The following is a 24,612-nucleotide window of genomic DNA, read 5'->3' as shown; positions in this document are numbered from 1 at the left end:
GGAGCGGGCCTCGGGCGCTGTGCGGCAGCGGTGCGGCGCGGGTCAGTTCTGCGGGTCCCCGCCGAGGTGGTGGACCCGGACCATGTTGGTGGTGCCCGGGACGCCGGGGGGCGAGCCGGCCGTGATCACCATGGTGTCGCCCTTGTTGTAGCGCTTGAGCTTGAGCAGCTCGGCGTCCACCAGGTCGACCATGGCGTCGGTGTTGTCCACGTGGGGGACCACGTAGGACTCGACGCCCCAGCTCAGCGAGAGCTGGTTGCGGGTGCCCGGGTCGGTGGTGAAGGCCAGGATCGGCTGGGCCACCCGGTAGCGGGACAGCCGGCGGGCGGTGTCACCGGACTGGGTGAAGGCGACCAGCGCCTTGCCGTCCAGGAAGTCGGCGATCTCGCAGGCCGCGCGGGCCACGGAGCCGCCCTGGGTGCGCGGCTTCTTGCCCGGGACCAGGGGCTGGAGGCCCTTGGAGAGCAGCTCCTGCTCGGCCGCCGTGACGATCTTCGACATCGTCTTGACGGTCTCGATCGGGTAGGCGCCGACCGAGGACTCGGCGGACAGCATGACCGCGTCCGCGCCGTCCAGGATGGCGTTGGCCACGTCGGAGGCCTCGGCGCGGGTCGGCCGGGAGTTGGTGATCATCGACTCCATCATCTGGGTCGCGACGATCACCGGCTTGGCGTTGCGGCGGCACATCTCGATGAGCCGCTTCTGGACCATCGGGACCTTTTCGAGCGGGTACTCCACGGCCAGGTCGCCGCGGGCCACCATGACCGCGTCGAACGCGTCGACCACGGCCTCCATGTTCTCCACCGCCTGCGGCTTCTCCACCTTGGCGATGACCGGGACCCGGCGGCCCTCCTCGTCCATCACCTTGTGGACGTCCTTGACGTCGTTGGCGTCGCGGACGAAGGACAGGGCGACCATGTCGCAGCCCATCCGCAGGGCGAACCGGAGGTCCTCCTTGTCCTTCTCGGACAGGGCCGGCACGTTCACGGCGGCACCGGGCAGGTTGATGCCCTTGTGGTCCGAGATGACACCGCCCTCGATGACGATGGTCTTGACCCGGGGGCCGTCGACCTCGGTCACCCGGAGCTCGACGTTGCCGTCGTTGATCAGGACCTGGTCGCCCTTGGACACGTCGCCCGGGAGGCCCTTGTAGGTGGTGCCGCAGATGGACTTGTCGCCCGGGACGTCCTCGATGGTGATGGTGAACTCGTCACCGCGCACCAGCTCGACCGGGCCCTCGGCGAAGGTTTCGAGACGGATCTTGGGGCCCTGGAGGTCGGCGAGCACGCCCACGGCGCGTCCGGTGTCCTCGGAGGCCTTCCGGACGCGGTCGTACCGCTCCTGGTGTTCTGCCTGGGATCCGTGGCTGAAGTTGAATCGGGCCACGTTCATGCCTGCCTCGATGAGCGCTTTCAGCTGCTCATACGAGTCGACGGCGGGGCCCAGCGTGCAGACGATTTTGGAACGGCGCATGAAGCGGATCCTATCCGGTTTGTTTCGTAGCGGAATATTCCGTCTGGTGGAAAGTCCAAGTGACTACTGAGTAACCAGCAGGTGGCTCTGTTCGGCGATCTCCAGCTCCTCGTCGGTCGGGACCACGGCGACGGCCACCCGGGAGTACTCCGCGGAGACCAGCCGCGGCTCGGGCGACCGCACGGAGTTCGCCTGGAGGTCCAGGGCGAGCCCCAGCTCGGCCAGGCCGTCCACGGCAGCTTCCCGCACCTCGCCTGAGTTCTCGCCGACCCCGGCCGTGAAAACCACTGCATCCACCCGGCCGAGCACCGCCGAGTAGGCGCCGATGTACTTCTTCAGCCGGTGGATGTACGTCGCGAAGGCGGTCCGGGCCGCCTCGTCGCCCTCGCCCGCCCGCCGCAGCACCTCGCGCATGTCGTTGTCGCCGCACAGCCCCAGCAGACCGCTCTTCTTGTTCAGCAGCGAGTCGATCTCGTCCACCGAGAGCCCGCCCACCCGCGCCAGGTGGAAGATCACCGCCGGGTCCAGGTCGCCCGAGCGGGTGCCCATGACCAGGCCCTCCAGCGGGGTCAGCCCCATCGAGGTGTCCACGCACACCCCGCCCCGCACCGCCGAGGCGGAGGCCCCGTTGCCCAGGTGCAGCACGATCACGTTGACCTCGGAGGGCTCCTTGCCCAGCAGCGCGGCCGCCGCCCGGGACACGTAGGCGTGCGAGGTGCCGTGGAACCCGTACCGGCGGATGGCGTACTTGTCCGCGGTGGCCGCGTCGATCGCGTACCGGGCCGCGTACTCCGGCATCGTCGCGTGGAAGGCGGTGTCGAACACCGCCACCTGGGGGAGGTCCGGGCGCAGCGCCCGGGCCACCTCGATGCCGGTGACGTTGGCCGGGTTGTGCAGCGGGGCCAGCGGGATCAGGCTGCGGATCTCGGCCAGCACCTCGTCGTCGATCACGGTGGGCGCGGTGAACCGGGTGCCGCCGTGCACCACCCGGTGGCCCACGGCCGCGAGCTCGGGGGAGTCCAGCCCCAGCCCGTCGGCGGCCAGCTCCTCGGCCACCGCCTCCAGGGCGGCCTGGTGGTCCGGGATCGGGCCGAGCCGCTCGCGCCTGCCCGGGCGGGGCCCGGTCAGCGGCTCGTGCGCCAGCCGGGAGGTCTCCTCGCCGATCCGCTCCACCAGGCCGACGGCCAGCCGGGACCGGTCCGCCATGTCGAGCAGCTGGTACTTGAGCGAGGAGGAGCCGGAGTTCAGGACGAGTACGCGCGATGCGGTCACGGTGACGGTGTTCCTTCGGTGGGGGGAGGGTCAGCGGGCCTGCGGCCGGGGCTGGGACTGCGCCTGGATCGCGGTGATCGCCACGGTGGTGACGATGTCCTGGACCAGGGCGCCGCGCGAGAGGTCGTTGACCGGCTTGCGCAGGCCCTGGAGGACGGGCCCGACGGCCACGGCGCCGGCCGAGCGCTGCACGGCCTTGTAGGTGTTGTTGCCGGTGTTCAGATCGGGGAAGATCAGCACGGTCGCCCGGCCGGCCACCTCGGACCCGGGCAGCTTGGTGGCCGCCACGTCGGCGTCCACGGCCGCGTCGTACTGGATCGGACCCTCGATCAGCAGCCCGGGCTGCTGCTCGCGGACGATCTCGGTGGCCTTGCGGACCTTGTCCACGTCGGCGCCGGAGCCGGAGGTGCCGGTGGAGTACGACAGCATCGCGATCCGGGGCTGGACCCCGAACGCGGCGGCGGTGGCGGCCGACTGGACGGCGATGTCCGCCAGCTGCTCGGCGCCCGGGTCCGGGTTCACCGCGCAGTCGCCGTAGACCAGCACCTTGTCGGCCAGGCACATGAAGAACACCGAGGACACGATCGAGGCGTCCGGCTTGGTCTTGATGATCTCGAAGGCCGGCCGGATGGTGGCGGCCGTGGAGTGCACCGAGCCGGACACCATGCCGTCGGCCAGCCCCTCCTGCACCATCAGGGTGCCGAAGTAGTTGACGTCGGTGACCACGTCGTGGGCCAGCTCCACGGTCATGCCCTTGTGGGCGCGGACCTGGGCGTAGTACTCGGCGAACCGTTCCCGCAGGGGGGAGGTCGCCGGGTCGACGATCTCCGCGCCGCTGATGTCGATGCCCAGGTCGGCGGCCTTCTTGAGGACCGCCTGGGTCTCGCCCAGCAGGGTGAGGTCGCAGACCCCGCGGCGCAGCACCACGTCCGCGGCCCGCAGCACCCGGTCCTCGGTGCCCTCCGGCAGCACCACCCGGCGCCGCTCGGCCCGGGCCCGCTCCAGCAGCTCGTGCTCGAACATCATCGGGGTGACCCGCTCGGAGCGGGCCACGGACAGCAGGTCGCGGAGCTCGCCGGTGTCCACGTGCCGTTCGAAGAGCCCCAGCGCGGTCTCCAGCTTGCGCGGGGTCGCGGAGTTCAACCGGCTCTGCAGGGAGAAGAGTTCGGCGGCGGTCGGGAAGCTGTTGCCGGCCACCGAGACCACCGGGGTGCCGGGGGCCAGCTTGGAGGCCAGGGTGAGGATGTCCTGGCTGGGCCGCTCGTTCAGGGTCAGCAGCACGCCGGCGATCGGCGGGGTGCCGGAGGTGTGCGCGGCGAGCGCGCCGACCACCAGGTCGGACCGGTCCCCGGGGGTGACCACCAGACAGCCGGGGGTCAGGGCGTTCAGGAAGTTCGGCAGGTGCGCGCCGCCGAAGACGAAGTCCACCGCGTCCCTGGCCAGCCCCGCCTCGTCGCCCAGCAGCACCTCGCCGCCGAGCGCCCGGGTGATCTGGGCGACCGTCGGGGCGGACAGGGACTTGTCGTCCGGCAGGACGTACGCGGGCACCGGGAGCCGGGCGGCCAGGCGCTCGGCTATCACCTCGCGGTCCTCGGCGGCGACCCGGTTGACCACCAGGGCCACCACGTGGCAGCCCAGGCCCTCGTAGGCCCGGTAGGCGTTGCGGGCCTCGGCGCGGACCGATTCCGCGGTCTGCCGGGTGCCGCCCACCACGGGCACCACCACCGCGCCCAGCTCGTTGGCGAGCCGGGCGTTCAGGGCGAGCTCGTCGGGGAGGTTGGTGTCGGCGTAGTCGGTGCCCAGGACCAGCATGACCTCGTAGTCGCGGGCGGCCCGGTGGAAGCGGTCGACCAGCCGGGAGACCAGCTCGTCGGTGCCCCGCTCGGCCAGGATCGCCGAGGCCTCGTGGTACTCCATGCCGAAGGCCGTCGAGGCGTCCTGGTCCAGCCGGTACCGGGCCTTCAGCAGGTCGAACAGGCGGTCGGGCCCGTCGTGCAGCAGGGGGCGGTAGACGCCGACCCGGCCGGTCTGGCGGGTCAGCAGTTCCATGATTCCCAGCTCGACGACCTGCCGGCCGTCCCCCCGGTCGATCCCGGTCACGTACACGCTGCGCGTCACGCGTGCTCTCCGTCCATGCTGACGAGTCGAATATCCCCGTTAAGGTGGTCTTGACCTATTGACAATACCTCTGGCGATGGATAGGGCGCCCGCCGGAAGAAAGGCCTTCGAGCGGGGGTCCAAAGCCCCTGCAGGCCGTCTGCAGGCGGAGCAGTACAGAGAGCGTCTCCCCGTCCTCCCGTGGAACAATCGGACAGGCCTCGCCATTACGGCCTCATCAGGAGCAGGAGACACAGCACGATGCGTATCGGAGTTCTCACCGCAGGCGGCGACTGTCCCGGGCTGAACGCCGTCATCCGTTCTGTCGTGCACCGCGCCCTGGTCGGGCACGGTGACGAAGTCATCGGTTTCGAGGACGGGTTCAAGGGGCTGCTCGACGGCCACTACCGTCCTCTCGACATCAACGCGGTCAGCGGCATCCTGGCCCGCGGCGGCACAATCCTGGGTTCCGCCCGGATGGAGCGCGCCCGGCTGAGCGAAGCCGCCGAGAACGCGCGGGAGCTGGCCAAGCGCTACGGCCTGGACGCCCTCATCCCGATCGGCGGCGAGGGCACCCTGACGGCCGCCCGGATGCTGTCCGACGCGGGCATGCCGGTGGTCGGGGTCCCGAAGACCATCGACAACGACATCTCCTCCACCGACCGGACCTTCGGCTTCGACACCGCCGTGATGGTGGCCACCGAGGCCATCGACCGGCTGAAGACCACCGCCGAGTCGCACCAGCGCGTGATGGTGGTCGAGGTCATGGGCCGGCACGCCGGCTGGATCGCCCTGGAGTCCGGGATGGCCGGCGGTGCCCACGGCATCTGCCTGCCGGAGCGTCACTTCGAGGTGGACGACCTGGTCAAGATGGTGGAGGAACGATTCGCCCGGGGCAAGAAGTTCGCCGTCATCTGCGTGGCCGAGGGCGCGCACCCGGCCGAGGGCTCCATGCCCTACGAGAAGGGCGCCATCGACCAGTACGGCCACGAGCGCTTCGCGGGCATCGGCAACCGGCTGGCCGTGGAGCTGGAACGGCGCCTCGGCAAGGAGGCCCGCCCGGTCATCCTCGGCCACGTCCAGCGCGGCGGCGTCCCCACCGCCTACGACCGGGTGCTCGCCACCCGCTTCGGCTGGCACGCCGTCGAGGCCGTGCACCGCGGCGAGTTCGGCAACATGACCGCCCTGCGCGGCACCGACATCGTGATGGCCCCGCTGGCCCACGCGGTCACCGAACTGAAGACCGTCCCGGAGAGCCGCATGTACGAGGCCGAGTCGGTCTTCTGACAGAGCCGGACGGCCGGGACCCGCAAGGTCCTCCGGCCCGTCCGCCCGGGCCCCCCGCCCCCATCTGAACGCCGAACGGCCCCGGCCCGGTCCCCGCGAGGACCGGCCGGGGCCGTCCCGCATCCACCGGACCGCGGCCCGGAAGTGACCTATTCCGCACCGCGGGCCAGCGTCCAGAACCGGTCCACGATCTCCGCCAGGAACTCCCGGCCCGAATCCCCGCTGCCCGCGTCCCGGCCGGCGCCGCCCCAGCTCAAGGTGGCCACCATCCGCGACTGGTAGTCGGCGTGCAGCCGCTCCACCACCGCCTCCAACTGCTCCTTGGGCACCGGCAGCAGCTTGGCCAGCGGCTTCACATAGCCCTGCCAGCGGGTGGTGACCGCACTGCGCAGCAGCTCCGCCAGCTCCCCCTCCTTGCCGGTGGCGGTCACGAACTGGGGCAGGGACAGACCGAGCGCCTGGGCCAGCGCGGTGGACTGCCGCTCGTTGCCCTTCCAGCGGCCGGCGTCCTCCATCTTCTGGTACGCCCCCGCCTCCACCCCGACCCGCCGGGCCAGGTCCTCGGCGGACAGGCCGCGGGCCATCCGGTGCTCCCGCAGGGTGACCGGCTCGGCCAGCAGCTCGGCCGGTGAACACCACAGCACCCCGGAGAGCGCGGTCAGTTCCGCCGCGGACGGCGATATCTCACCCGTCTCCCAGGCGGTCACGGTCTCGGGCTCGACGAGGATCCCGTACTGGGCGCGCAGGCCGTAGGCGACGTGGCCGGGCGCCATGCCGAGCGCGGCGCGGAGGCGGCGGGCGGCAAGGGCGTTGAAGGGGGGGCTCGAATGCACGAGGCATACGGTAGAAGTGGCCGGGCCTCGCCGACTACGGGTTGTTCGACCAAGCTCACAACTCGTAGGAATCTCCTACGGCGTCCGGTGCTTTGGTCCGTTTTCCCCGTGACCGCCCGGTAATGGGTTTCGGTGGAACATCCACCCGGGGGATGCGGGCGGGGCGGAGGCCCCCGATGTTTCAAGCCACACTGTACGCGATACGTACTACGTGACCCGGGTCACATCGAGGGCTTCCGTGGGTGTGCGGGTCCGGTCAGGGCCGCAGCCACACCGTGGCCAGTGGCGGCAGCGTCATCCGCAGGCTGGCCGGCCGGCCGTGCGCCGGGGTGGGCTCGGCCCGCAGTCCGGTCCGGGCCGAGCCGCCGCAGCGCACCCCGCCGCCCCCGTAGCGCTGGTGGTCGGTGTTGAGCACCTCCCGCCAGACCGGGAAGTCCGCCGGGACGCCGATCCGGTAGTCCTCCCGGACCACCGGGGAGAAGTTGCAGACGGCCAGCAGCGGGGAGCCGTCCGCCGCGAACCGCAGGAAGGCGAAGACGTTGTCCTCCGCCGCGTCCCCGGCCACCCAGGCGAACCCCTGGGGCACGGTGTCCCGCTCCCACAGTGCCGGAGCCGCCGTGTACTCCCGGTTCAGGTCACCGACCAGGGTCCGCACCCCGCGGTGGTCGGGGGCCGCCCCGGAGGAGGAGTCCAGCAGCCACCAGTCCGGGCCGTGCGCCTCCGACCATTCGGAACCCTGGGCGAACTCCTGCCCCATGAAGAGCAGTTGCTTGCCGGGGTGGGCCCACATGAAGCCCAGGTAGGCCCGGTGCCCGGCCCGCTGCTGCCACCAGTCCCCGGGCATCTTCGACACCAGCGCCTGCTTGCCGTGCACCACCTCGTCGTGCGAGATCGGCAGCACGTAGTTCTCGCTGTAGGCGTAGACCATCCCGAAGGTCATGTCGTGGTGGTGGTACTTGCGGTGCACCGGCTCCTTCGACACGTAGCGCAGGGTGTCGTGCATCCAGCCCATGTTCCACTTGAGGCCGAAGCCCAGGCCTCCGCCGTCGGTGGGGCTGGTGACCCCCGGCCAGGCGGTGGACTCCTCGGCGATGGTCACCACCCCCGGGCAGCGCCGGTAGACGGTGGCGTTCATCTCCTGGAGGAAGGCCACCGCGTCCGGGTTGTCCCGGCCGCCGTGCTCGTTGGGCTCCCACTCGCCCTCGTTCCGCGAGTAGTCCAGGTAGAGCATCGAGGCCACCGCGTCGACCCGCAGGCCGTCGATGTGGAACTCCTGGCACCAGTACACGGCGTTGGCCACCAGGAAGTTGCGGACCTCCTTGCGGCCGTAGTCGAACTCCAGGGTGCCCCAGTCCGGGTGCGCGGCCCGCCGGGGGTCGTGGTGCTCGTACAGCGGCCGTCCGTCGAACTCGGCGAGCGCCCACTCGTCCCGCGGGAAGTGCGCCGGCACCCAGTCGACGATCACCCCGATGCCCGCCCGGTGCAGCGAGTCCACCAGGAAGCGGAAGTCGTCCGGGCCGCCCATCCGGGAGGTCGGCGCGTAGAAGCCGGTCACCTGGTAGCCCCAGGAGCCGCCGAAGGGGTGCTCGGCCACCGGCATCAGCTCGACGTGGGTGAAGCCGAGCTCCTTGACGTAGGCGGGCAGCTGCTGGGCGAGCTGCCGGTAGTCCAGGCCCGGGCGCCAGGAGGCCAGGTGCACCTCGTACACCGAGAAGGGGGCCTGGTGGTGCGGCAGCTTCCCGCGCCCCCGCATCCACTCCTCGTCCTCCCAGACGTAGCCGCTCTCGGTCACCACCGAGGCGGTCGCGGGGGGCACTTCGGTGTGCCGGGCCATCGGGTCGGCCCGCAGGGTGTGGCTGCCGTCCGGGCGGGTGATCTCGTACTTGTAGAGGGCGCCGGAGCCGACCCCCGGCAGGAACAGCTCCCAGACCCCGCTGCCGCCCAGCGACCGCATCGGGTGCGCGACCCGGTCCCAGTAGCAGAAGTCGCCGGTCACCCGGACGCCCTGGGCGTTGGGCGCCCACACGGTGAAGCGGGTGCCCCGCACCCCCTGGTGCTCCATCGGCTCGGAGCCCAGGGCGGTCCACAGCTCCTCGTGCCGGCCCTCACTGATCAGGTGCAGGTCCAGTTCGCCGAGGGCGGGCAGGAACCGGTAGGGGTCGTGGACCTCGATCTCGTCCTGCTCGTAGGCCACCAGCAGCCGGTAGTCCGGCACCTCCAGGATCGGGAGCAGCCCGGAGAACAGCCCGTCCCCGTCGTCCTGCAGCTCGGCCCGCAGCCCCTTGGCGAGTACGGTCACCGCCTTGGCGTGCGGACGCAGCGCCCGGAACGCCACTCCGCCGCGCAGCGGGCGGGCGCCCAGCAGGGAGTGCGGGTCGTGGTGCCGGCCTTCGAGGAGCCGGGCCCGCTCCTCCGCACCCAGCGGGGGTGCGGGCCGCACCCCCTGGGAGGGCGCCCGGCGGGCGCGTGGGGTACGGGTCTTGCGGGCGGGGGCCTGCTCGGCGGCGGGCGGGGACGGCGGCGACGGCTGACGGGCGGCGCTCACGTGTGCGGCCTCCTGGGTGGCTGCGGGCGGGTGGGCGGTGCGGGGGAGGGGGCGGTCGCCCGCTTGGCGGGCGGGCGGTCGCGGTCCGCGAGCCGGCGGATGGCGGCCATGGGAACGTGCAGCCAGTCCGGCCGGTGGCGGGATTCGTAGCGGGCCTCGTAGACGGCCTTGTCCGTCTCGTAGGCGCGCAGCAGGACGTGGTCCTCGCGGGGGTCGCGGCCGGTGGTGCGGGCGTAGCCCTCGCAGAAGGCGGCCCGGCAGCCGTCCGACCAGGACGGGGCGAAGGGCTGGTGGGAGCGGGCGGCGTAGTCGAAGCTGCGGAGCATCCCGGCGACGTCGCGGACGGCCGGTTCGGGGCGGCGGCGCTCGGCCAGCGGCCGGGCCGGTTCGCCCTCGAAGTCGATCAGGGACCAGCTGCCGTCGGCGGTCCGCAGGGTCTGGCCCAGGTGCAGGTCGCCGTGGATCCGCTGGGCCGGCACGGCAAGGCCGCGGGAGGCCCCCAGGGCGTCGAAGGCGTTCCGCAGCCCCGGTTCGAAGGGGAGCAGCGCGGGCACCTCGCGGACGGTGGCGGCCAGCCGGGCGGTCATCCCGGCGGCCAGCCGGGCGGTCCGCTCCGGGTCCAGGGCGACGGTGGGCAGGGCGTCGGCCAGGGCGCTGTGCACCTCGGCGGTGGCGCGGCCCAGGGCGTGCGCCTCGGGGGTGAAGTCGGCGCCCGCGGCGAGCCGGCGCAGGGCCAGCTGCCAGCCGTCGGCGGAGCCGCGCAGATAGGGCTGGAGGACGCCGAGGGTGAGGGGTTCGGCGCCGGGCAGCTCGGCCTCGTACCAGGCGACCGGGGCGGGCACCCGGACGCAGCCGGCGTCGGCCAGGGCGCGGGGGAGCTCCAGGTCGGGGTTGACCCCGGGGCCGACCCGGCGGAACACCTTGAGGATGTACGAATCCCCGTAGATCAGCGAGGAGTTGGTCTGTTCGCCGGAGAGCGGGCGGGGGGCCAGGGCGGCCGGGATGAGGGCGCTCTGGTCGCGGTCGAAGCGCAGCGGGCCGAGCCGGCCGGGGGAGCGCAGGCGCTCCAGCAGCAGCGAGGCGAGCCGTGGGTCGCCGAGGCCCTCGTACACGAACTGGCCCGCGTGTGGGCCCTCCTCGGCCCGGCCGATCAGGGCGGGGCCCAGGGCCGGCGGGAGGGCGGGGCGGACGCCCAGGAGCAGCTGGTAGCAGTCCCCGTCCACGTCGATGAGCAGGTGGAGGAGGCCGGGGACCACCCGGGGCGGCAGCAGGTCGGCCGCCGAGACCAGGTCGAGCCGGCCGATCCGGCGGCCCTTCCCGGCGAACCAGCGCTGCCGTGGCAGCCAGGCGCGGAGCATGGGTTCCAGTGGGCCGAGCCGGTCCGCCGCGAGTCGGCCGTGGCCGCTCGGGCGGCTGCTCCGGGCGGATGCTGCCTCTGACATGGCGTCGCGTCCTTTCCCCGGGCCGTCACAGAATGCGCAGATTTTCCCGGATCGCGGCAATTGTTGTCCGGCGATGGGCGAGTGTCGGGTCGAAAGGGTCCGTATAGGTCCGTATAGGGACGGCGATTGACCCGTTCGCCGCCCACGGCCGTGCGGGGTGTGCTCGGGCGGTGCCGGCGCCGGCGGGTGCCGGCACCGCCCGGAGGTGCGGGTCCGGGCCTATTCGCCGTGCAGCCGGAACCAGTAGAAACCGTGTCCCGCCAGGGTCAGCAGGTACGGCCATTCGCCGATCGGCGGGAAGCGCACGTCACCCGTGAGCTCCACCGGGATCCGTCCGTTGAAGGACCGCAGATCCAGTTCGGTCGGCTGCGCGAAGCGCGAGAAGTTGTGCACGCACAGCACGAGGTCGTCCCCGTACTCGCGGAGGAAGGCGAGCACCGCCGGGTTGGAGGACGGCAGTTCGGTGTACGAACCGAGGCCGAAGGCCGGGTTGGCCTTGCGGACCTCGATCAGCCGACGGGTCCAGTGCAGCAGCGAGGAGGGCGAGGACATCGCGGCCTCGACGTTGGTGACCTGGTACCCGTAGACCGGGTCCATGATGACCGGCAGGTTGAGCCTGCCCGGATCGCAGGAGGAGAAACCGGCGTTGCGGTCCGGGGTCCACTGCATCGGGGTGCGGACCCCGTCGCGGTCGCCCAGCCAGATGTTGTCGCCCATCCCGATCTCGTCGCCGTAGTAGAGGATCGGCGAACCGGGCAGGGACAGCAGCAGGGCGGTGAACAGCTCGATCTGGTGCCGGTCGTTGTCGAGCAGCGGGGCGAGCCGGCGCCGGATGCCGATGTTGGCCCGCATCCGCGGGTCCTTGGCGTACTCGGAGTACATGTAGTCGCGTTCCTCGTCCGTGACCATTTCGAGGGTGAGCTCGTCGTGGTTGCGGAGGAAGATGCCCCACTGGCAGCTGGCCGGGATCGCCGGGGTCTTGGCGAGGATCTCGGAGACCGGGTAGCGGCTCTCCCGGCGGACCGCCATGAAGATCCGCGGCATCACGGGGAAGTGGAACGCCATGTGGCACTCGTCCCCGCCCTTGGCGTAGTCCCCGAAGTAGTCGACCACGTCCTCGGGCCACTGGTTGGCCTCGGCGAGCAGCACCGTGTCCGGGTAGTGCGCGTCGATCTCGGCCCGGACCCGCTTGAGGAGGGTGTGGGTGCGCGGCAGGTTCTCGCAGTTGGTGCCCTCCTCGGCGTAGAGGTAGGGGACCGCGTCCAGCCGGAACCCGTCGATGCCGAGGTCCAGCCAGAACCGCAGGGCCGAGACGATCTCCTCGACCACGGCCGGGTTCTCGTAGTTGAGGTCCGGCTGGTGCGAGAAGAACCGGTGCCAGTAGTACTGCTTGCGGACCGGGTCGTACGTCCAGTTCGAGGTCTCCGTGTCCACGAAGATGATCCGGGCGTCCTGGTACTGCTTGTCGTCGTCGGCCCACATGTAGTAGTCGCCGTACGGCCCGTCGGGGTCGCTGCGGGACTGCTGGAACCACTCGTGCTGGTCGCTCGTGTGGTTCATCACGAAGTCGATGATCACCCGCATGCCGCGCTGGTGCGCCGCGTCGACGAACTCGACGAAGTCGGCGAGGTCCCCGAACTCGGGCAGCACGGAGGTGTAGTCGGAGACGTCGTAGCCGCCGTCCCGCAGGGGTGAGGCGAAGAACGGGGGCAGCCAGAGGCAGTCCACCCCGAGCCATTGGAGGTAGTCGAGTTTGGCGGTGAGCCCCTTGAGGTCGCCCACCCCGTCCCCGTTGCTGTCGTGGAAGGATCGGACGAGGACCTCGTAGAAGACCGCCCGCTTGAACCAGTCGGGGTCGCGGTCCTTGGCGGGGGTGTCCTCGAAGAGGTCGTGGACGGGATCGTTGATCATCATGTGGTGGGTGACCCTCCGGTGGGCGGGGACGGTCGCAGGACGGTCAGCACATGCGCGGGCACACGGCCCGGCTCCAGACGCACGTAGTTCGCCCTGCCCCAGTGGTAGGTCTCGCCGGTGAGCTCGTCGCGCACCGCGAGGGACCCGTGCCAGTCGAGGCCGAGTACCGGCATGTCCAACGAGACCGTCGCCTCCTGGGTGTGGTGCGGATCGAGGTTGACGACCACCAGTGCGGAATTGGCGCCGGAGTGCTTCGAATAGGCGATCACCTGTTCGTTGTCGGTCGGGTGGAAGTGGAGGTCGCGCAGCTGCTGGAACGCGGGGTTGCGGCGGCGGATCCGGTTGAGGGCCGAGATCAGCGGGGCGATGCTCCGCCCCTCGCGCTCGGCGGCGGCCCAGTCACGCGGCCTGAACTGGTACTTCTCCGAATCCAGGTACTCCTCGGAGCCCTCGTGCAGCGGGGTGCCCTCACAGAGCTCGTAGCCCGCGTACACCCCCCAGGTGGGGGACAGGGTGGCGGCGAGCACGGCCCGCGCCTCGAAGGCGGGGCGCCCGCCGGTCTGCAGGTACTCGTGCAGGATGTCGGGCGTGTTGACGAACAGGTTGGGCCGCATGACCGAAGCGGATTCACCCGACAGCTCGCCCAGGTAGTCGGTGAGCTCGGCCTTGGTGTTGCGCCAGGTGAAGTACGTGTACGACTGCTGGAAGCCGACCGAGGCCAGCGCCCGCATCATGGCCGGCCGGGTGAAGGCCTCCGCCAGGAAGATCACGTCCGGGTCGGTCTTGCCGATCTCCCCGATGACCTTCTCCCAGAACACCACCGGCTTGGTGTGCGGGTTGTCCACCCGGAAGATGCGCACCCCGTGGTCCATCCAGTGCCGCAGCACCCGGACGGTCTCCGCGACGATCCCGGCCATGTCGGTGTCGAAGTGCACCGGGAAGATGTCCTGGTACTTCTTCGGCGGGTTCTCGGCGTACGCGATGGTGCCGTCGGCCCGGGTCCGGAACCACTCCGGGTGCTTCTCCACCCACGGGTGGTCCGGCGAGCACTGGAGGGCGAAGTCCAGGGCGATCTCCAGCCGCAGCTCACGGGCCTGCCGGACGAACTCGTCGAAGTCCTCCAGGGTGCCCAGCTCCGGGTGCACGGCGTCGTGGCCGCCCTCCGGGGAGCCGATGGCCCAGGGCACCCCCGGATCCCAACTGTCGGCGGACAGCGAGTTGTTGGCCCCCTTGCGGTGGGTCGTGCCGATCGGGTGGATCGGCGGCAGGTAGACCACGTCGAAGCCCATGGCGGCGATCGCCGGCAGCCGCTGCGCGGCGGTCCTGAAGGTGCCGCTGACCGGCCGCTTCCCCTCCTCGACCACCGCCCCCTCGGACCGGGGGAACATCTCGTACCAGGAGCCGAAGAGCGCCCGACGGCGCTCCACCAGCACGGCCACCGGCTTGGCGGACGAGACCAGCTCCCGGTAGGGGCGGCGGGCCAGCGCCCCGGACACCCGCTCGTCCAGCGCGGCGCCCAGCCGCCGGCCGGGGTCGCCCTCCCCGCGCATCGCGTCGGCGGCCGCGAGCACGAACTCCCGGCCGTCCTTCTTGGGGATCCGGGCGGCCGCCCGCTCGTACAGCTCGGCGCCCTCCATCAGCATCAGCTCGGAGTCGATGCCGGCCGGCACCTTGATCAGCGCATGTGCCCGCCAGGTGGCGAGCGGATCGCTCCAGGCCTCGACGGTATAGGTCCACCTCCCCTCGGTGTCGGCGCTGACCCTCGCGCCCCACCGGTCGGTGCCGGGGGCCAGTTCGGCCATCGGGACGGGGGCGCGCAGCCGCCCCTTGGGGTCGCGCAGCACCACATGGGCGGCGACCGCGTCGTGGCCCTCGCGGAAGACGGTGGCGGAGATCTCGAATACCTCGTCCACGACCGCCTTGGCGGCTCTGGCACCGCAGTCGACGGCGGGGCGGACGTCCAGAACGGGAATGCGACCGATCATGATGTGATCACCTGGGGGAGGTTCGCAGGGCTCGGTGACAACAGCTCCGCCGGTCCGGCCGGCGGGACAGCAGGTTGTGCACGCTCTGTTCGCTCTGTTTCTAGCCGCTCCGTCGGCGGCTGGGCTGCGGGCATGGCCGCTCCTGTCCGCGTTCACTCGGGTGGCGGGGAGAGGTGGGGTGCGGGTGCGCCGTGCTATGTACCCGGGGAGCCCTTCCCACTCTCGTGCCCCGCAATCTTCGCGGTTGGTTAACTACTCGTATCCGGCCACTCGCGCAAGGTCATCGGCGGACCCCGGATCCCGCTGCCGTTCCGTCAAGTGACGCCCCCGTCACGGCGCGCGTACCCGCCCCTGCCCGACGTATGCGACCGCACCTCGCCGCCGAGTCCCCAACGGGGCCTCCCCGGAAGGTCGTTGAGCGCCCTCGGGGCGGGGCCCGCGAGGGGCGGGCTGTGCGATTTCCCTACCGGTGGCGCGGAGGCGCCATGGCCGGGGGGCGGTGGCGGCGATAGCCTTCCCGGGGTGATGACCGGGTGCACAGCGTGGTGCGTCCGCTTCGATCCGTAATCGCCTGCGAAGGTGGAACGTGTGAAGGCTATCCGTCGGTTCACCGTGCGCCCCGTCCTCCCGGAAGCATTGCTTCCGCTCGCCTCGCTCGCCCGCAACCTGCGCTGGTCCTGGCATGCCGAGACCAGAGAACTCTTCCACAGCGTCGACCCGGAGGGCTGGCAGGCCGCCGGCGGGGATCCGGTACGCCTGCTGGGAGCCGTATCCGACCAACGACTCCAGGAACTCGCCGGGGACCGGAGGTTCCTGCGGCGGCTCGCCGTCGCGGCCGCCGACCTCGACGACTACCTCGGCGGCGAACGCTGGTACCAGTCCCAGCAGCCCCGCCGGGCCGCCGGGGAGCTGCCCGCCGCCGTCGCCTACTTCTCCCCCGAGTTCGGCATCACCGCCGCCCTCCCGCAGTACTCCGGCGGCCTCGGCATCCTCGCCGGGGACCACCTCAAGGCCGCCAGCGACCTCGGCGTCCCGCTGATCGGCGTCGGCCTGCTCTACCGCCACGGCTACTTCCGCCAGTCCCTCTCCCGGGAGGGCTGGCAGCAGGAGCACTATCCCGTCCTCGACCCCAACGAACTCCCCGTCGACCTGCTGCGGGACACCGCCGGCACCCCCGCCCGGGTCTCGCTCACCCTGCCCGGCGGCCGCGCCCTGCACGCCCACATCTGGCAGGCCCGCGTCGGCCGCGTCCCGCTGCTGCTCCTCGACTCCGACGTCGAGGACAACGACGCCGCCGCCCGCGAGGTGACCGACCGGCTCTACGGCGGCGGCAGCGACCACCGCCTCCTCCAGGAGATGCTGCTCGGCATCGGCGGGGTCCGGGCCGTCCGCACCTACTGCCGGATCACCGGCCACCCGGCCCCCGAGGTGTTCCACACCAACGAGGGGCACGCCGGGTTCCTCGGCCTCGAACGCATAAGGGAACTCGCCGGGGAGCAGGAGCTCGGTTTCGACGCGGCCGTGGAAGCGGTCCGCGCCGGTACCGTCTTCACCACCCACACCCCCGTCCCCGCCGGCATCGACCGGTTCGAACGCGGTCTGGTGGCCAGGCACTTCGGGGACGGCGGCGAACTGCCCGGGGTCCCGGTGGACCGGATCCTGGGGCTGGGCGCCGAGAGCTACCCGGGCGGCGACCCCGGGGTGTTCAACATGGCCGTGATGGGCCTGCGGCTCGCCCAGCGGGCCAACGGGGTCTCCACCCTCCACGGGGCGGTGTCCCGGGAGATGTTCGCCGGACTGTGGCCGGGATTCGACCCCGCCGACGTCCCCATCACCTCCGTCACCAACGGGGTGCACGCCCCGACCTGGGTGGCCCCCGAGGTGGTCCGGCTCGGCGCCCGGCAGATCGGGGCCGGCCGCACCGAGGACGCCCTGTCCGTCGGCGGCTCCCCCCGCTGGGACGCCGTCGCCGAGATCCCCGACCAGGACGTCTGGGACCTCCGCCGGGTGCTCCGCGAACAGCTCGTCCAGGAGGTCCGGGACCGGCTGCGGGCCTCCTGGCGGCAGCGCGGGGCCGCCGACGCCGAGCTCGGCTGGGTGGACTCCGTCCTCGACCCGGACGTGCTCACCATCGGCTTCGCCCGCCGGGTGCCCTCCTACAAGCGGCTCACCCTGATGCTCCGCGACCCCGAGCGGCTGCGCCGGCTGCTGCTCGACCCGGAGCGGCCGGTGCAGATCGTGGTGGCCGGCAAGGCGCACCCCGCCGACGACGGCGGCAAGCGCCTGGTCCAGGAACTGGTCCGGTTCGCCGACGACCCCCGGGTCCGGCACCGGATCGTGTTCCTGCCCGACTACGGCATGGCCATGGCCCAGAAGCTCTACCCGGGCTGCGACGTCTGGCTGAACAACCCGCTGCGCCCGCTGGAGGCCTGCGGCACCAGCGGGATGAAGGCGGCCCTCAACGGCTGCCTGAACCTGTCCGTGCTGGACGGCTGGTGGGACGAGTGGTTCGAGCCGGACTTCGGCTGGGCCATCCCGACCGCCGACGACGGCACCGACGAGGAGCGGCGCGACGACCTGGAGGCGGTGGCCCTCTACGAGCTGATCGAGCGCCGGGTGGCACCCCGGTTCTACGACCGGTCCGGCCCCGGCCGGCTGCCGGCCCGCTGGATCGAGATGGTCCGCCGGACCCTGGTCTCGCTCGGTCCCCGGGTGCTCGCCGGGCGGATGGTCCGCGAGTACGTCGAGCGGCTCTACGCGCCCGCCGCGCTGGCCCACCGGGCCCTGACCCCCGACACCGCCCGCGAACTGGCGGGCTGGAAGGGGCGGGTGCGGGAGGTGTGGCCCCGGGTGGCCGTGGGCCATGTGGAGGCCCTCGCCACCACACCGGTCAACGGCACCGCCGAGCTCGGCGCCACCCTGACCCTGCGGGTGCAGGTCGCGCTGGACTCGCTCACCCCGGAGGAGGTGGAGGTACAGGCGGTGGCCGGCCGGGTGGACGCCCAGGACGTGATCCGCGACGCCCGCACCTTCCCGCTCAAGCCGGCCGCCGGCCCGGACCTGGAGGGCCGCTGGCTGTACGAGGGCCCGCTCGCCCTCGACCGCACCGGACCGTTCGGCTACACCGTCCGGATCCTGCCGGCCCATCCCCTGCTGGACACCCCGGCCGAGCTGGGCCTGCTCGCGGCACCGCCGGAGACCGCGGCGGCCACCGGCGGCGGCGGGGTACCGCTGCGCTGACCCCTCCGCGTCCGCCTCGCGGCACCCGGCCCGCCGGGCCGCGAGGCGGACTGAGGCGGGGCTCGACCTCCCGATGGGGTACTGGGCGCACAGCCCGGTACCCCGAAGGAGCCCGCCGTGCGCAGATGGCTGCCGTTGACCGCGGTCTGTCTCGGGGCGTTCATGCTGCTGGTGGACGTCACCATCGTGACCGTGGCGCTGCCGGAGATGGCCGCCGACCTGGACGGCACCTTCGCCGGCCTGCAATGGGTGATGGACGTCTACGCGCTCGCGCTGGCCGCGCTGCTGCTGGGCGCGGGCGCGCTGGCCGACCGGATCGGCCGGCGCCGGGTGTACCTGGGCGGGCTGGTCCTCTTCGCCGCCGCCTCGCTGGCCTGCGGACTGGCCGCCGGATCCGGGCAGCTGATCGCCTTCCGGGCGGTGCAGGGCGCGGGCGGCGCCGCCATGTTCGCCACCACCATGGCCCTGCTGAGCTCCTCGTACCAGGGGCGGGACCGGGGCGTGGCCTTCGGGGTGTGGGGGGCGGTCAACGGTGCCGCGGCCGCCGCGGGTCCCCTGGTCGGGGGGCTGCTCACCGAGCACCTGGGCTGGCGCTGGATCTTCCTGATCAACCTGCCGGTGTGCGCGCTCGCGGTCTGGGTGACCTGCCGGGCGGTCGCCGAGTCCCGGAACCCGCAGGGCCGTGACCGGGGTCTGGACCTGCCCGGTACGGCCGCCTTCACCGGCTGCGCGGGAGCCCTCGCCTACGCGCTGATCCGGGCCGGGGAGCACGGCTGGACGGAGCCCGCGGTGCTGGGGCTGTTCGCCCTGTCGGCCGTGGCCCTGGTGGTGTTCCTGGCGGTCGAACTGCGCGGCGCCCACCCGATGCTGGACCTCTCGCTGTTCCGGGACCGGACCTTCACCGGGATCATGCTGGGGGCGCTGCTGCTGTCGGTCGCGGCCTTCTCCTCCCTGATGCACGTCTCGCTCTGGCTCCAGTCGGCCGAGGGGATGCGGCCGGTGGCGGCCGGGCTGGTGCTGGTGCCGCTGAGCCTGGCGGCCTTCGCGGTGTCCGCGTTCGGCGGGCGGCCGCTGCACGGGCTGCCGCCCCGGTTCACGGTGGGCGGCGGGATGCTGCTGATCGGGGCCGGGGCGCTGCTGGAGGCGCTGATGCTGGACCCGGGGGACGGCTGGCCGGTGCTGCTGCCCGGGCTGGTGGTGGCCGGGCTGGGGGCCGGGATGGCCGCGCCGGTGCTGGCCTCCACCGCGATGGCGGCGGTCTCCCCGGCCCGGGCGGGGATGGCCGGCGGGGCCCTGAACACCGCGCGGCAGCTGGGCAACGCGCTGGGGATCGCGGTGCTGGGGGCCGCCTTCCAGGCGGGTCTGGCGCGCGGGCTCTCCGGGGCGGGCGCCCCGGACGCCCGGGACGGGGCGCACGTGCTGGCCTCCGGCGGTGCGGGCGGGATGCCGCCGGGGGTGGTGGACCAGGCCTTCGCGAGCGGGCTGCGGTCGGTGTTCCTGGTGTCGGGGGTGCTGGGACTGCTGGGGGCGGCGGCCGTGCTGCTGCTCGTCCGGGCGGTGCCCGCGGCGGGTGGTCCGCCGGTCGGGCGGGGTGCGCCGGCGAAGGCGGCGGCGGGGCCGCGCCGGTCGGGACTCTCCGGGTGAACCTCCGAACGCCCCTGCGAGGAGAAACGTTTCGCTGAACCGTTCCGCTCCTACGCTCCGTCCTGGATGCCCACCGGACCCGGCACCCACTTCGCGGAAGAACGGAACCCCCATGCGTCTTCGCACCACCGCGGTCGCCCTCGCCGGCGCCCTCGCGCTCCTCCTCCCCGTGTCGGGCCAGGCCCTGGCCGACGGCGGGGACGCGCTGAACTACACGTACCTCAAGGACGGCCGCGAGCACCGCGGCCAGCTCCGGCCGGCCGGGGACAGCACCTGCTACCTGCTGAACGGCACCTCCCGCCGGCACCCGGCGGTGGAGGCGTACAACAGGACGGACCGGGCGGCGCTGCTCTTCGACAACGACGCGTGCGTGGGCGACCCGGTGGCGGTGGCCGAACCGCACGAGGGGGCGGACGGGTTCGAGGCCGTCGCGGTCCGCTTCGAGCGGCCGCGCGACAAGGAGCGCCCGCCGCGGGGCGACCGCGAGGACCGTGAGGACCGCGAGGACGCCATGGACGAGGACCGCGAGGAGGCCGGCGACGGCCGGGGCGAGGAGCAGGTCGACTGGCAGGACCCGGCCGACCTGATCGACAACGGGGACGAGGGCCCGGTCTACGACGACGAGGTCCCGGCCGGGGAGCGGTCCGGCGCCCGGGCCCGCGCGGCCGCCGAGGCCAAGGGCCTCCTCGACACCGTCTTCCGCCGGATCCCCTGACCCGGGGACCGGCCGGCACCGCCCCCGGTCAGCGGCGGCCGGTGCCGGAGGACATCCAGGACACCACGTCCGCGGCCGTGTAGGGGCTCCCGTCCGGGGACAGCTCCGGCAGGAACGACAGGTCCTTGCCGATGGTCACCAGCGGGGGCTCCACCCGGCCGCCGGGCCGCCGCTGGGCCAGCCCGATCGTCGCCAGCAGCCCGTTGCACAGGCAGTGCCGGCCCGCCGCCCGCTCCGGATCGCCGCCCTTGCGCGCGTACGCCGCGACCGGCTCGGCCGCGCACCGGTACACCAGACCGCGCGGGCCGCGCACCGGGGTCCGCAGGAAGCCGAGGTCGCAGACCCGGCGGCGGGCCGCGGCGACCTCCGGGTCGGAGACCGTGCCGGGCAGCTCCGCCACCTTGAACGGGAAGGCGGTGGGGGAGGCGTCCGGGTCGTTGCGGACGGTCAGGGTGCCGGCCCGCTCCCGGGCCACCAGCTCCTCGCGGAGCTCCCGGGTCATCCCGGACTCCTCACAGAGCGCGAACGCGCTGCCCACCTGGACCCCGGCCGCGCCGGCCGCCCGGGCCTCGGCCAGGGCCCGCGGGCCGGCCTGTCCGCCGGCCAGCCAGAACGGCAGTCCGAGGGCGGCCATCCGGGCCAGGTCGGGGTGGTCGCGCGGACCGTATACGGGTTCCCCGTGCTCGTCCAGCCGCATCGGTCCGCGCGGCGGGGCGCTGTGTCCGCCGGCCCCGCTGGTCTCGATCACGAACCCGTCGGGACGGGTGGCCGGGTCCCGGGCCAGATAGGTCGCCAGCACCGGCAGCGAGACGATGGCCAGCACCCGGGGCCGGCGCAGCGGGCCGGGGAGGTGTCCGGCGAGCAGGGCCGCCGGGTCGAAGAGCTGGTCGAGGGGTTCCTCGTCGCCCTCCACGGTGATCTTCGTCAGACAGCGCTGGTAGCGCGCCAGCCGGTCGGCGAGGGCCGGGATCTGACCGGGGACGCCGGCGCCGACCAGGACGTGGTCGACGCCTGCCAGGATCGCGCCGAACATCGCGGGGGCGGTGGCCAGCTGGATCTTCTCCAGGTAGTTGACGCCGACGAGGCCATCGTGTCCCTCCTTTGCCAGCCAGACCTCGGCGAAGTTGCCGAGGACGGTGAGGACTTCGGCCGGTGCGCCGCCGGTGGCGCGCAGCCGGGGGGTGGTGCGCATGGGGGTGTCCGGGCCGAGCCCCTCGGGCCGGAAGTAGCAGTCCAGGGCGGACTGGGCCAGCTCCGGCAGGGGGAACGCGGCGAGTGCGCGGCGGGCGTGCCCGCCGGGGTCGCCGGTCTGCAGCACCCGGGCCAGGACCACGTCCAGGGCGGTGCCGGACACCACGCCGAGCTGTCCGGCCCGGGACACCGCCTGGGCCAGCCGCCAGCCGGAGACCCCGACCCCCATGCCGCCCTGGATCAGCCAGGGCAGGGGGCGGGTTCCGGGGGTCTCCTGGGTCTGGGTCATGCGGCACGTCCTCGGGTCACCCGAACCTACGGTTCCGTAGGTTCCTGGTTCCAGTGTCCCGCCGGGGGCCCGGCCCGGTATCCGGCGAAGGTCCCGTCCGCACGGGCCCTCCGCACAGGCAGAACGGCCCGGGGAGGTGTGAGTCCCCGAGCCGCTCCGCGTCCCTGTGGTGCCGCGCGCTCCGCGCTAGTGGCAGGTCACCCGGATCAGAAGGTGAGCTTCCAGCTGTTGATGTAGCCGACGTCCGCGCTGGCGGCGTCGCGCACCCGCAGCTTCCAGACACCGTTGGCGACCTCGGAGGAGGCGTTCACGGTGAACTGCTGGACGATGTTGTCCGCGCTGCCGCCGGTGCGGTTGCGCAGGTTGTAGACGCTGCCGTCGGGGGCGACGAGGTCGACCACGAGGTCACCGACGTAGGTGTGGACGATGTTGACTTCCACCTTGAGGGCGCTCGACGCGTTGCCCGTGCGGCCCGAGACGGTGATCGGGGACTCCACCGTGGCGTTGTCCGAGATCGTGTAGTCGGCCGTGTTCTCGAAGACGCTCGGCTGCGAGGTGCCGACCGTCCAGGTGAACGAGGCGGTGCCGGTCTTGGCGGCCGAGTCGGTCACCGTGACGGTCACGTTGGACGTGCCCGCGGTGGTGGCCGTGCCCGAGATCAGACCGGTGGAGGAGTTGATCGACAGGCCGGCCGGCAGGCCGGTCGCCGCGTAGCTCAGCGCACCCGGGTTGGTGCTGGTGGCCTGGACCTGAAGGCTCACCGTGCCGTTGACCTGGGTGTTCTGGTTGGCGATCGGGGTGACCGAGACGCCGGAGACGATGCGCGCGCCGACGTTGATGGCCGCCCAGGCGTTCGCCGCGTTGTTGTAGGTGGTGGAGCCCTGGCCGTAGAGGTCGGCTGCGGCCAGCAGGGTGGCCGTACGGGCCGCCGCGTAGTTGGTGTTCGACTTGAAGTAGCCCGCCGTCAGGGCGCGGAACCAGATCTTGGAGGCGGCGTCCCGGCCGATGGCCGTGACCGGCAGGCCGTCGGAGGTCGGCGAGTCGTAGCTCACGCCGTTGACGACCTTGGCGCCCGAGCCCTCGGAGGCCAGGTAGTACCAGTGGTTGGCCGGGCCCGAGGAGTAGTGGACGTCGATGCTGCCGAGGCCCGAGTACCAGGCGTCCTTGGACGAGCCGTCCTTGCTCGGCTTGTCCATGTAGCGCAGCGGGGTGCCGTTGCCGTTGATGTCGATCTTCTCGCCGACCAGGTAGTCGCCGACATCGGTCGGGTTGTTGGCGTAGAACTCCACGGCCGCGGCCATGATGTCCGAGGTCGCCTCGTTCAGACCGCCGGGCTCACCGCTGTAGGTCATGTTGCCGGTGACCGAGGTGAGGCCGTGGGTCATCTCGTGCGCGGCCACGTCGGTGGAGGTCAGCGGCTTGTTGTTGCCCGCGCCGTCGCCGTAGGTCATGCAGAAGCAGGAGTCCTGCCAGAACGCGTTGATGTACGCGTTGCCGTAGTGGACCCGGGTGTACGGGGCCACGCCGTCGTTGCGCAGGCCGTTGCGGCCGTGCACGTTCTTGTAGTAGTCCCAGGTGACCGCGGCGCCGTAGTGGGCGTCCGCGGCGGCCGTCTCCAGGTTGGCCGGCAGGCCGTTGCCCCAGACGTCGTCCGGGCCGGAGAACAGGGTCCCGGTGCCGGAGGAGCCGCGGTTGAGGTTGTAGGTCTTGTGGTTGCCGCGGGCACCGTCGGTCAGGTTCCAGGTGCTGCCCGTCTGGGTGGTGCCCAGGGTGACCTGGCCGCTGTACATGGTGTTGCCGGTGCCGTCCTTGACGGCCTGCCACTCGCCGAGCTTGGCGCCCGTCTTGGCGTCGGTCACCACGTGCAGCTCGTTCGGGGTGCCGTCGTGCTGGAAGCCGCCGACGACCGTCTCGAACGCGAGGACCGGGGCGCCGGAGGCGGCCCAGATCACCTTGCGGGCGTTCCGGGAGGCCTTGGTCTCCTTGGAGCCCTCGGCCTTGGCCGCGGTGAGCGCCTGCTTCTCGGCGGCCGCCGGGGTGACGGCCGCGGTGGTGGTGGCCACCTTGATCTCGTGGTTGGACGCCTTGGTCACGCTCTTGGTGACACCGCCCTTGGCGTGGACCGTGAGGTCGCCGCCGAGCACGGGCAGACCCGCGTAGGTCCGCTCGTAGGTGGTGTGGGTGGTGCCGTCGGCGTCCTTGACGACATCGCGGACGACCAGCTTCTCCTGGCCGCCGAGGCCGAGGGCCTGTGCGGTCGCGGAGGTGGTGGAGTTCGCGCCGGCTATGAGCGTCGCACGCTCGGAGGGGCTGAGCTTGACGGCGGCCGCGCCCGGGTTGGACGAGACGGCCTGACGGGCCTGCGACGCGGTGGCGTCGGCGGAGGCGGTGGTGGCCTGCACGCCTACGGCGAGCAGGGCCGCCGCGGCAATGAGGGCGCCGGCCGCGGTGGCACGCCGCTGGGGGGTGGGACTCAACGCAGACTCCTTCTGCAAGGGGGGTTCCGGAGGCTGGGTGGGCTTCCGGGCAGAACGTGCTGTGCGAAGAACGGATCGAAGAGTGCCAGCTACGGCGCGCGCTGTCAGGGTCGCGTCAAAAGGTTGGCCGGAAATCGTTCGTTGTCCGAAGTGACAGGTTCGATATACGAACCGTTCACCGAGGTGGTGGAAGCTGCGGGTCCGCTAT

14 protein-coding genes are annotated in these 24,612 nt (G+C 72.3%); 4 read left to right on the top strand and 10 right to left on the bottom strand.

Annotation, left to right across the window (positions count from 1 at the left end; genetic code table 11):
- Positions 1–42 precede the first annotated feature (42 nt).
- The 3 genes from pyk to pta all read right to left on the bottom strand — a co-directional run bounded on the left by pyk (position 43) and on the right by pta (position 4,863).
- Positions 43–1,473, bottom strand: a complete 1,431-nt coding sequence (gene pyk, locus ACZ50K_RS07695) for a pyruvate kinase (RefSeq protein WP_468898813.1) — start codon at positions 1,471–1,473, stop codon at positions 43–45.
- A gap of 63 nt (positions 1,474–1,536) precedes the next feature.
- Positions 1,537–2,745: an acetate kinase gene (locus ACZ50K_RS07690; protein WP_468898811.1), complete on the bottom strand. Its 1,209-nt coding sequence runs from the start codon at positions 2,743–2,745 to the stop codon at positions 1,537–1,539.
- Positions 2,746–2,775: 30 nt separating this feature from the next.
- Positions 2,776–4,863 carry a phosphate acetyltransferase gene (gene pta / locus ACZ50K_RS07685; RefSeq protein ID WP_468898808.1) on the bottom strand — a complete coding sequence of 696 codons (2,088 nt, stop codon included), beginning with the start codon at positions 4,861–4,863 and terminating at the stop codon, positions 2,776–2,778.
- A 240-nt stretch (positions 4,864–5,103) separates the two neighbouring features.
- On the opposite strand from pta, the gene ACZ50K_RS07680 reads away from it, so the two are divergent.
- A complete protein-coding gene (locus ACZ50K_RS07680; protein WP_468898805.1) occupies positions 5,104–6,129 on the top strand; it encodes an ATP-dependent 6-phosphofructokinase in 1,026 nt (341 codons plus the stop codon).
- Positions 6,130–6,278: 149 nt separating this feature from the next.
- Here the strand turns inward: ACZ50K_RS07680 and ACZ50K_RS07675 are convergent, their stop codons facing one another.
- The 5 genes from ACZ50K_RS07675 to ACZ50K_RS07655 form a co-directional block, all read right to left on the bottom strand.
- Positions 6,279–6,902: a helix-turn-helix domain-containing protein gene (locus tag ACZ50K_RS07675; RefSeq protein ID WP_468899868.1), complete on the bottom strand. Its 624-nt coding sequence runs from the start codon at positions 6,900–6,902 to the stop codon at positions 6,279–6,281.
- A 316-nt stretch (positions 6,903–7,218) separates the two neighbouring features.
- Entirely contained in the window at positions 7,219–9,507 is a 2,289-nt protein-coding gene (glgB, locus tag ACZ50K_RS07670) for a 1,4-alpha-glucan branching enzyme (protein WP_468898803.1), read from the bottom strand.
- Complete coding sequence (locus ACZ50K_RS07665) at positions 9,504–10,949, bottom strand: maltokinase N-terminal cap-like domain-containing protein (RefSeq protein WP_468898801.1); 1,446 nt, start codon at positions 10,947–10,949, stop codon at positions 9,504–9,506. Before ACZ50K_RS07665 ends, glgB begins: the two co-directional genes overlap by 4 nt.
- 219 nt (positions 10,950–11,168) lie before the next feature.
- A complete protein-coding gene (treS, locus tag ACZ50K_RS07660; RefSeq protein ID WP_468898799.1) occupies positions 11,169–12,863 on the bottom strand; it encodes a maltose alpha-D-glucosyltransferase in 1,695 nt (564 codons plus the stop codon).
- Entirely contained in the window at positions 12,860–14,848 is a 1,989-nt protein-coding gene (locus tag ACZ50K_RS07655) for an alpha-1,4-glucan--maltose-1-phosphate maltosyltransferase (protein ID WP_468898796.1), read from the bottom strand. Before ACZ50K_RS07655 ends, treS begins: the two co-directional genes overlap by 4 nt.
- Positions 14,849–15,436: 588 nt before the next feature.
- Here ACZ50K_RS07655 and glgP point away from each other — a divergent pair.
- From glgP to ACZ50K_RS07640, 3 genes are all read left to right on the top strand, one after another.
- Positions 15,437–18,088, top strand: a complete 2,652-nt coding sequence (gene glgP, locus ACZ50K_RS07650; RefSeq protein WP_468898793.1) for an alpha-glucan family phosphorylase — start codon at positions 15,437–15,439, stop codon at positions 18,086–18,088.
- Between the two features lie 117 nt (positions 18,089–18,205).
- Complete coding sequence (locus ACZ50K_RS07645; RefSeq protein WP_468898790.1) at positions 18,206–19,732, top strand: MFS transporter; 1,527 nt, start codon at positions 18,206–18,208, stop codon at positions 19,730–19,732.
- 112 nt (positions 19,733–19,844) lie between these two features.
- Positions 19,845–20,447 (top strand): hypothetical protein, encoded by a 603-nt coding sequence (locus tag ACZ50K_RS07640; RefSeq protein WP_468898787.1) that lies wholly within the window; start codon positions 19,845–19,847, stop codon positions 20,445–20,447.
- A gap of 28 nt (positions 20,448–20,475) precedes the next feature.
- Here the strand turns inward: ACZ50K_RS07640 and ACZ50K_RS07635 are convergent, their stop codons facing one another.
- Both ACZ50K_RS07635 and ACZ50K_RS07630 read right to left on the bottom strand, forming a co-directional pair.
- Positions 20,476–21,927, bottom strand: coding sequence for a beta/alpha barrel domain-containing protein (locus ACZ50K_RS07635; RefSeq protein WP_468898785.1), 1,452 nt, complete (start codon positions 21,925–21,927; stop codon positions 20,476–20,478).
- 206 nt (positions 21,928–22,133) lie between these two features.
- Positions 22,134–24,404: a M4 family metallopeptidase gene (locus ACZ50K_RS07630; protein WP_468898782.1), complete on the bottom strand. Its 2,271-nt coding sequence runs from the start codon at positions 24,402–24,404 to the stop codon at positions 22,134–22,136.
- Positions 24,405–24,612: the final 208 nt, after the last annotated feature.

It is taken from the genome of Streptomyces sp. NPDC033845, assembly GCF_055576225.1.
Note: the sequence above shows the minus strand (reverse complement) of the source record. Positions and strands in the feature narration are given on the sequence as shown.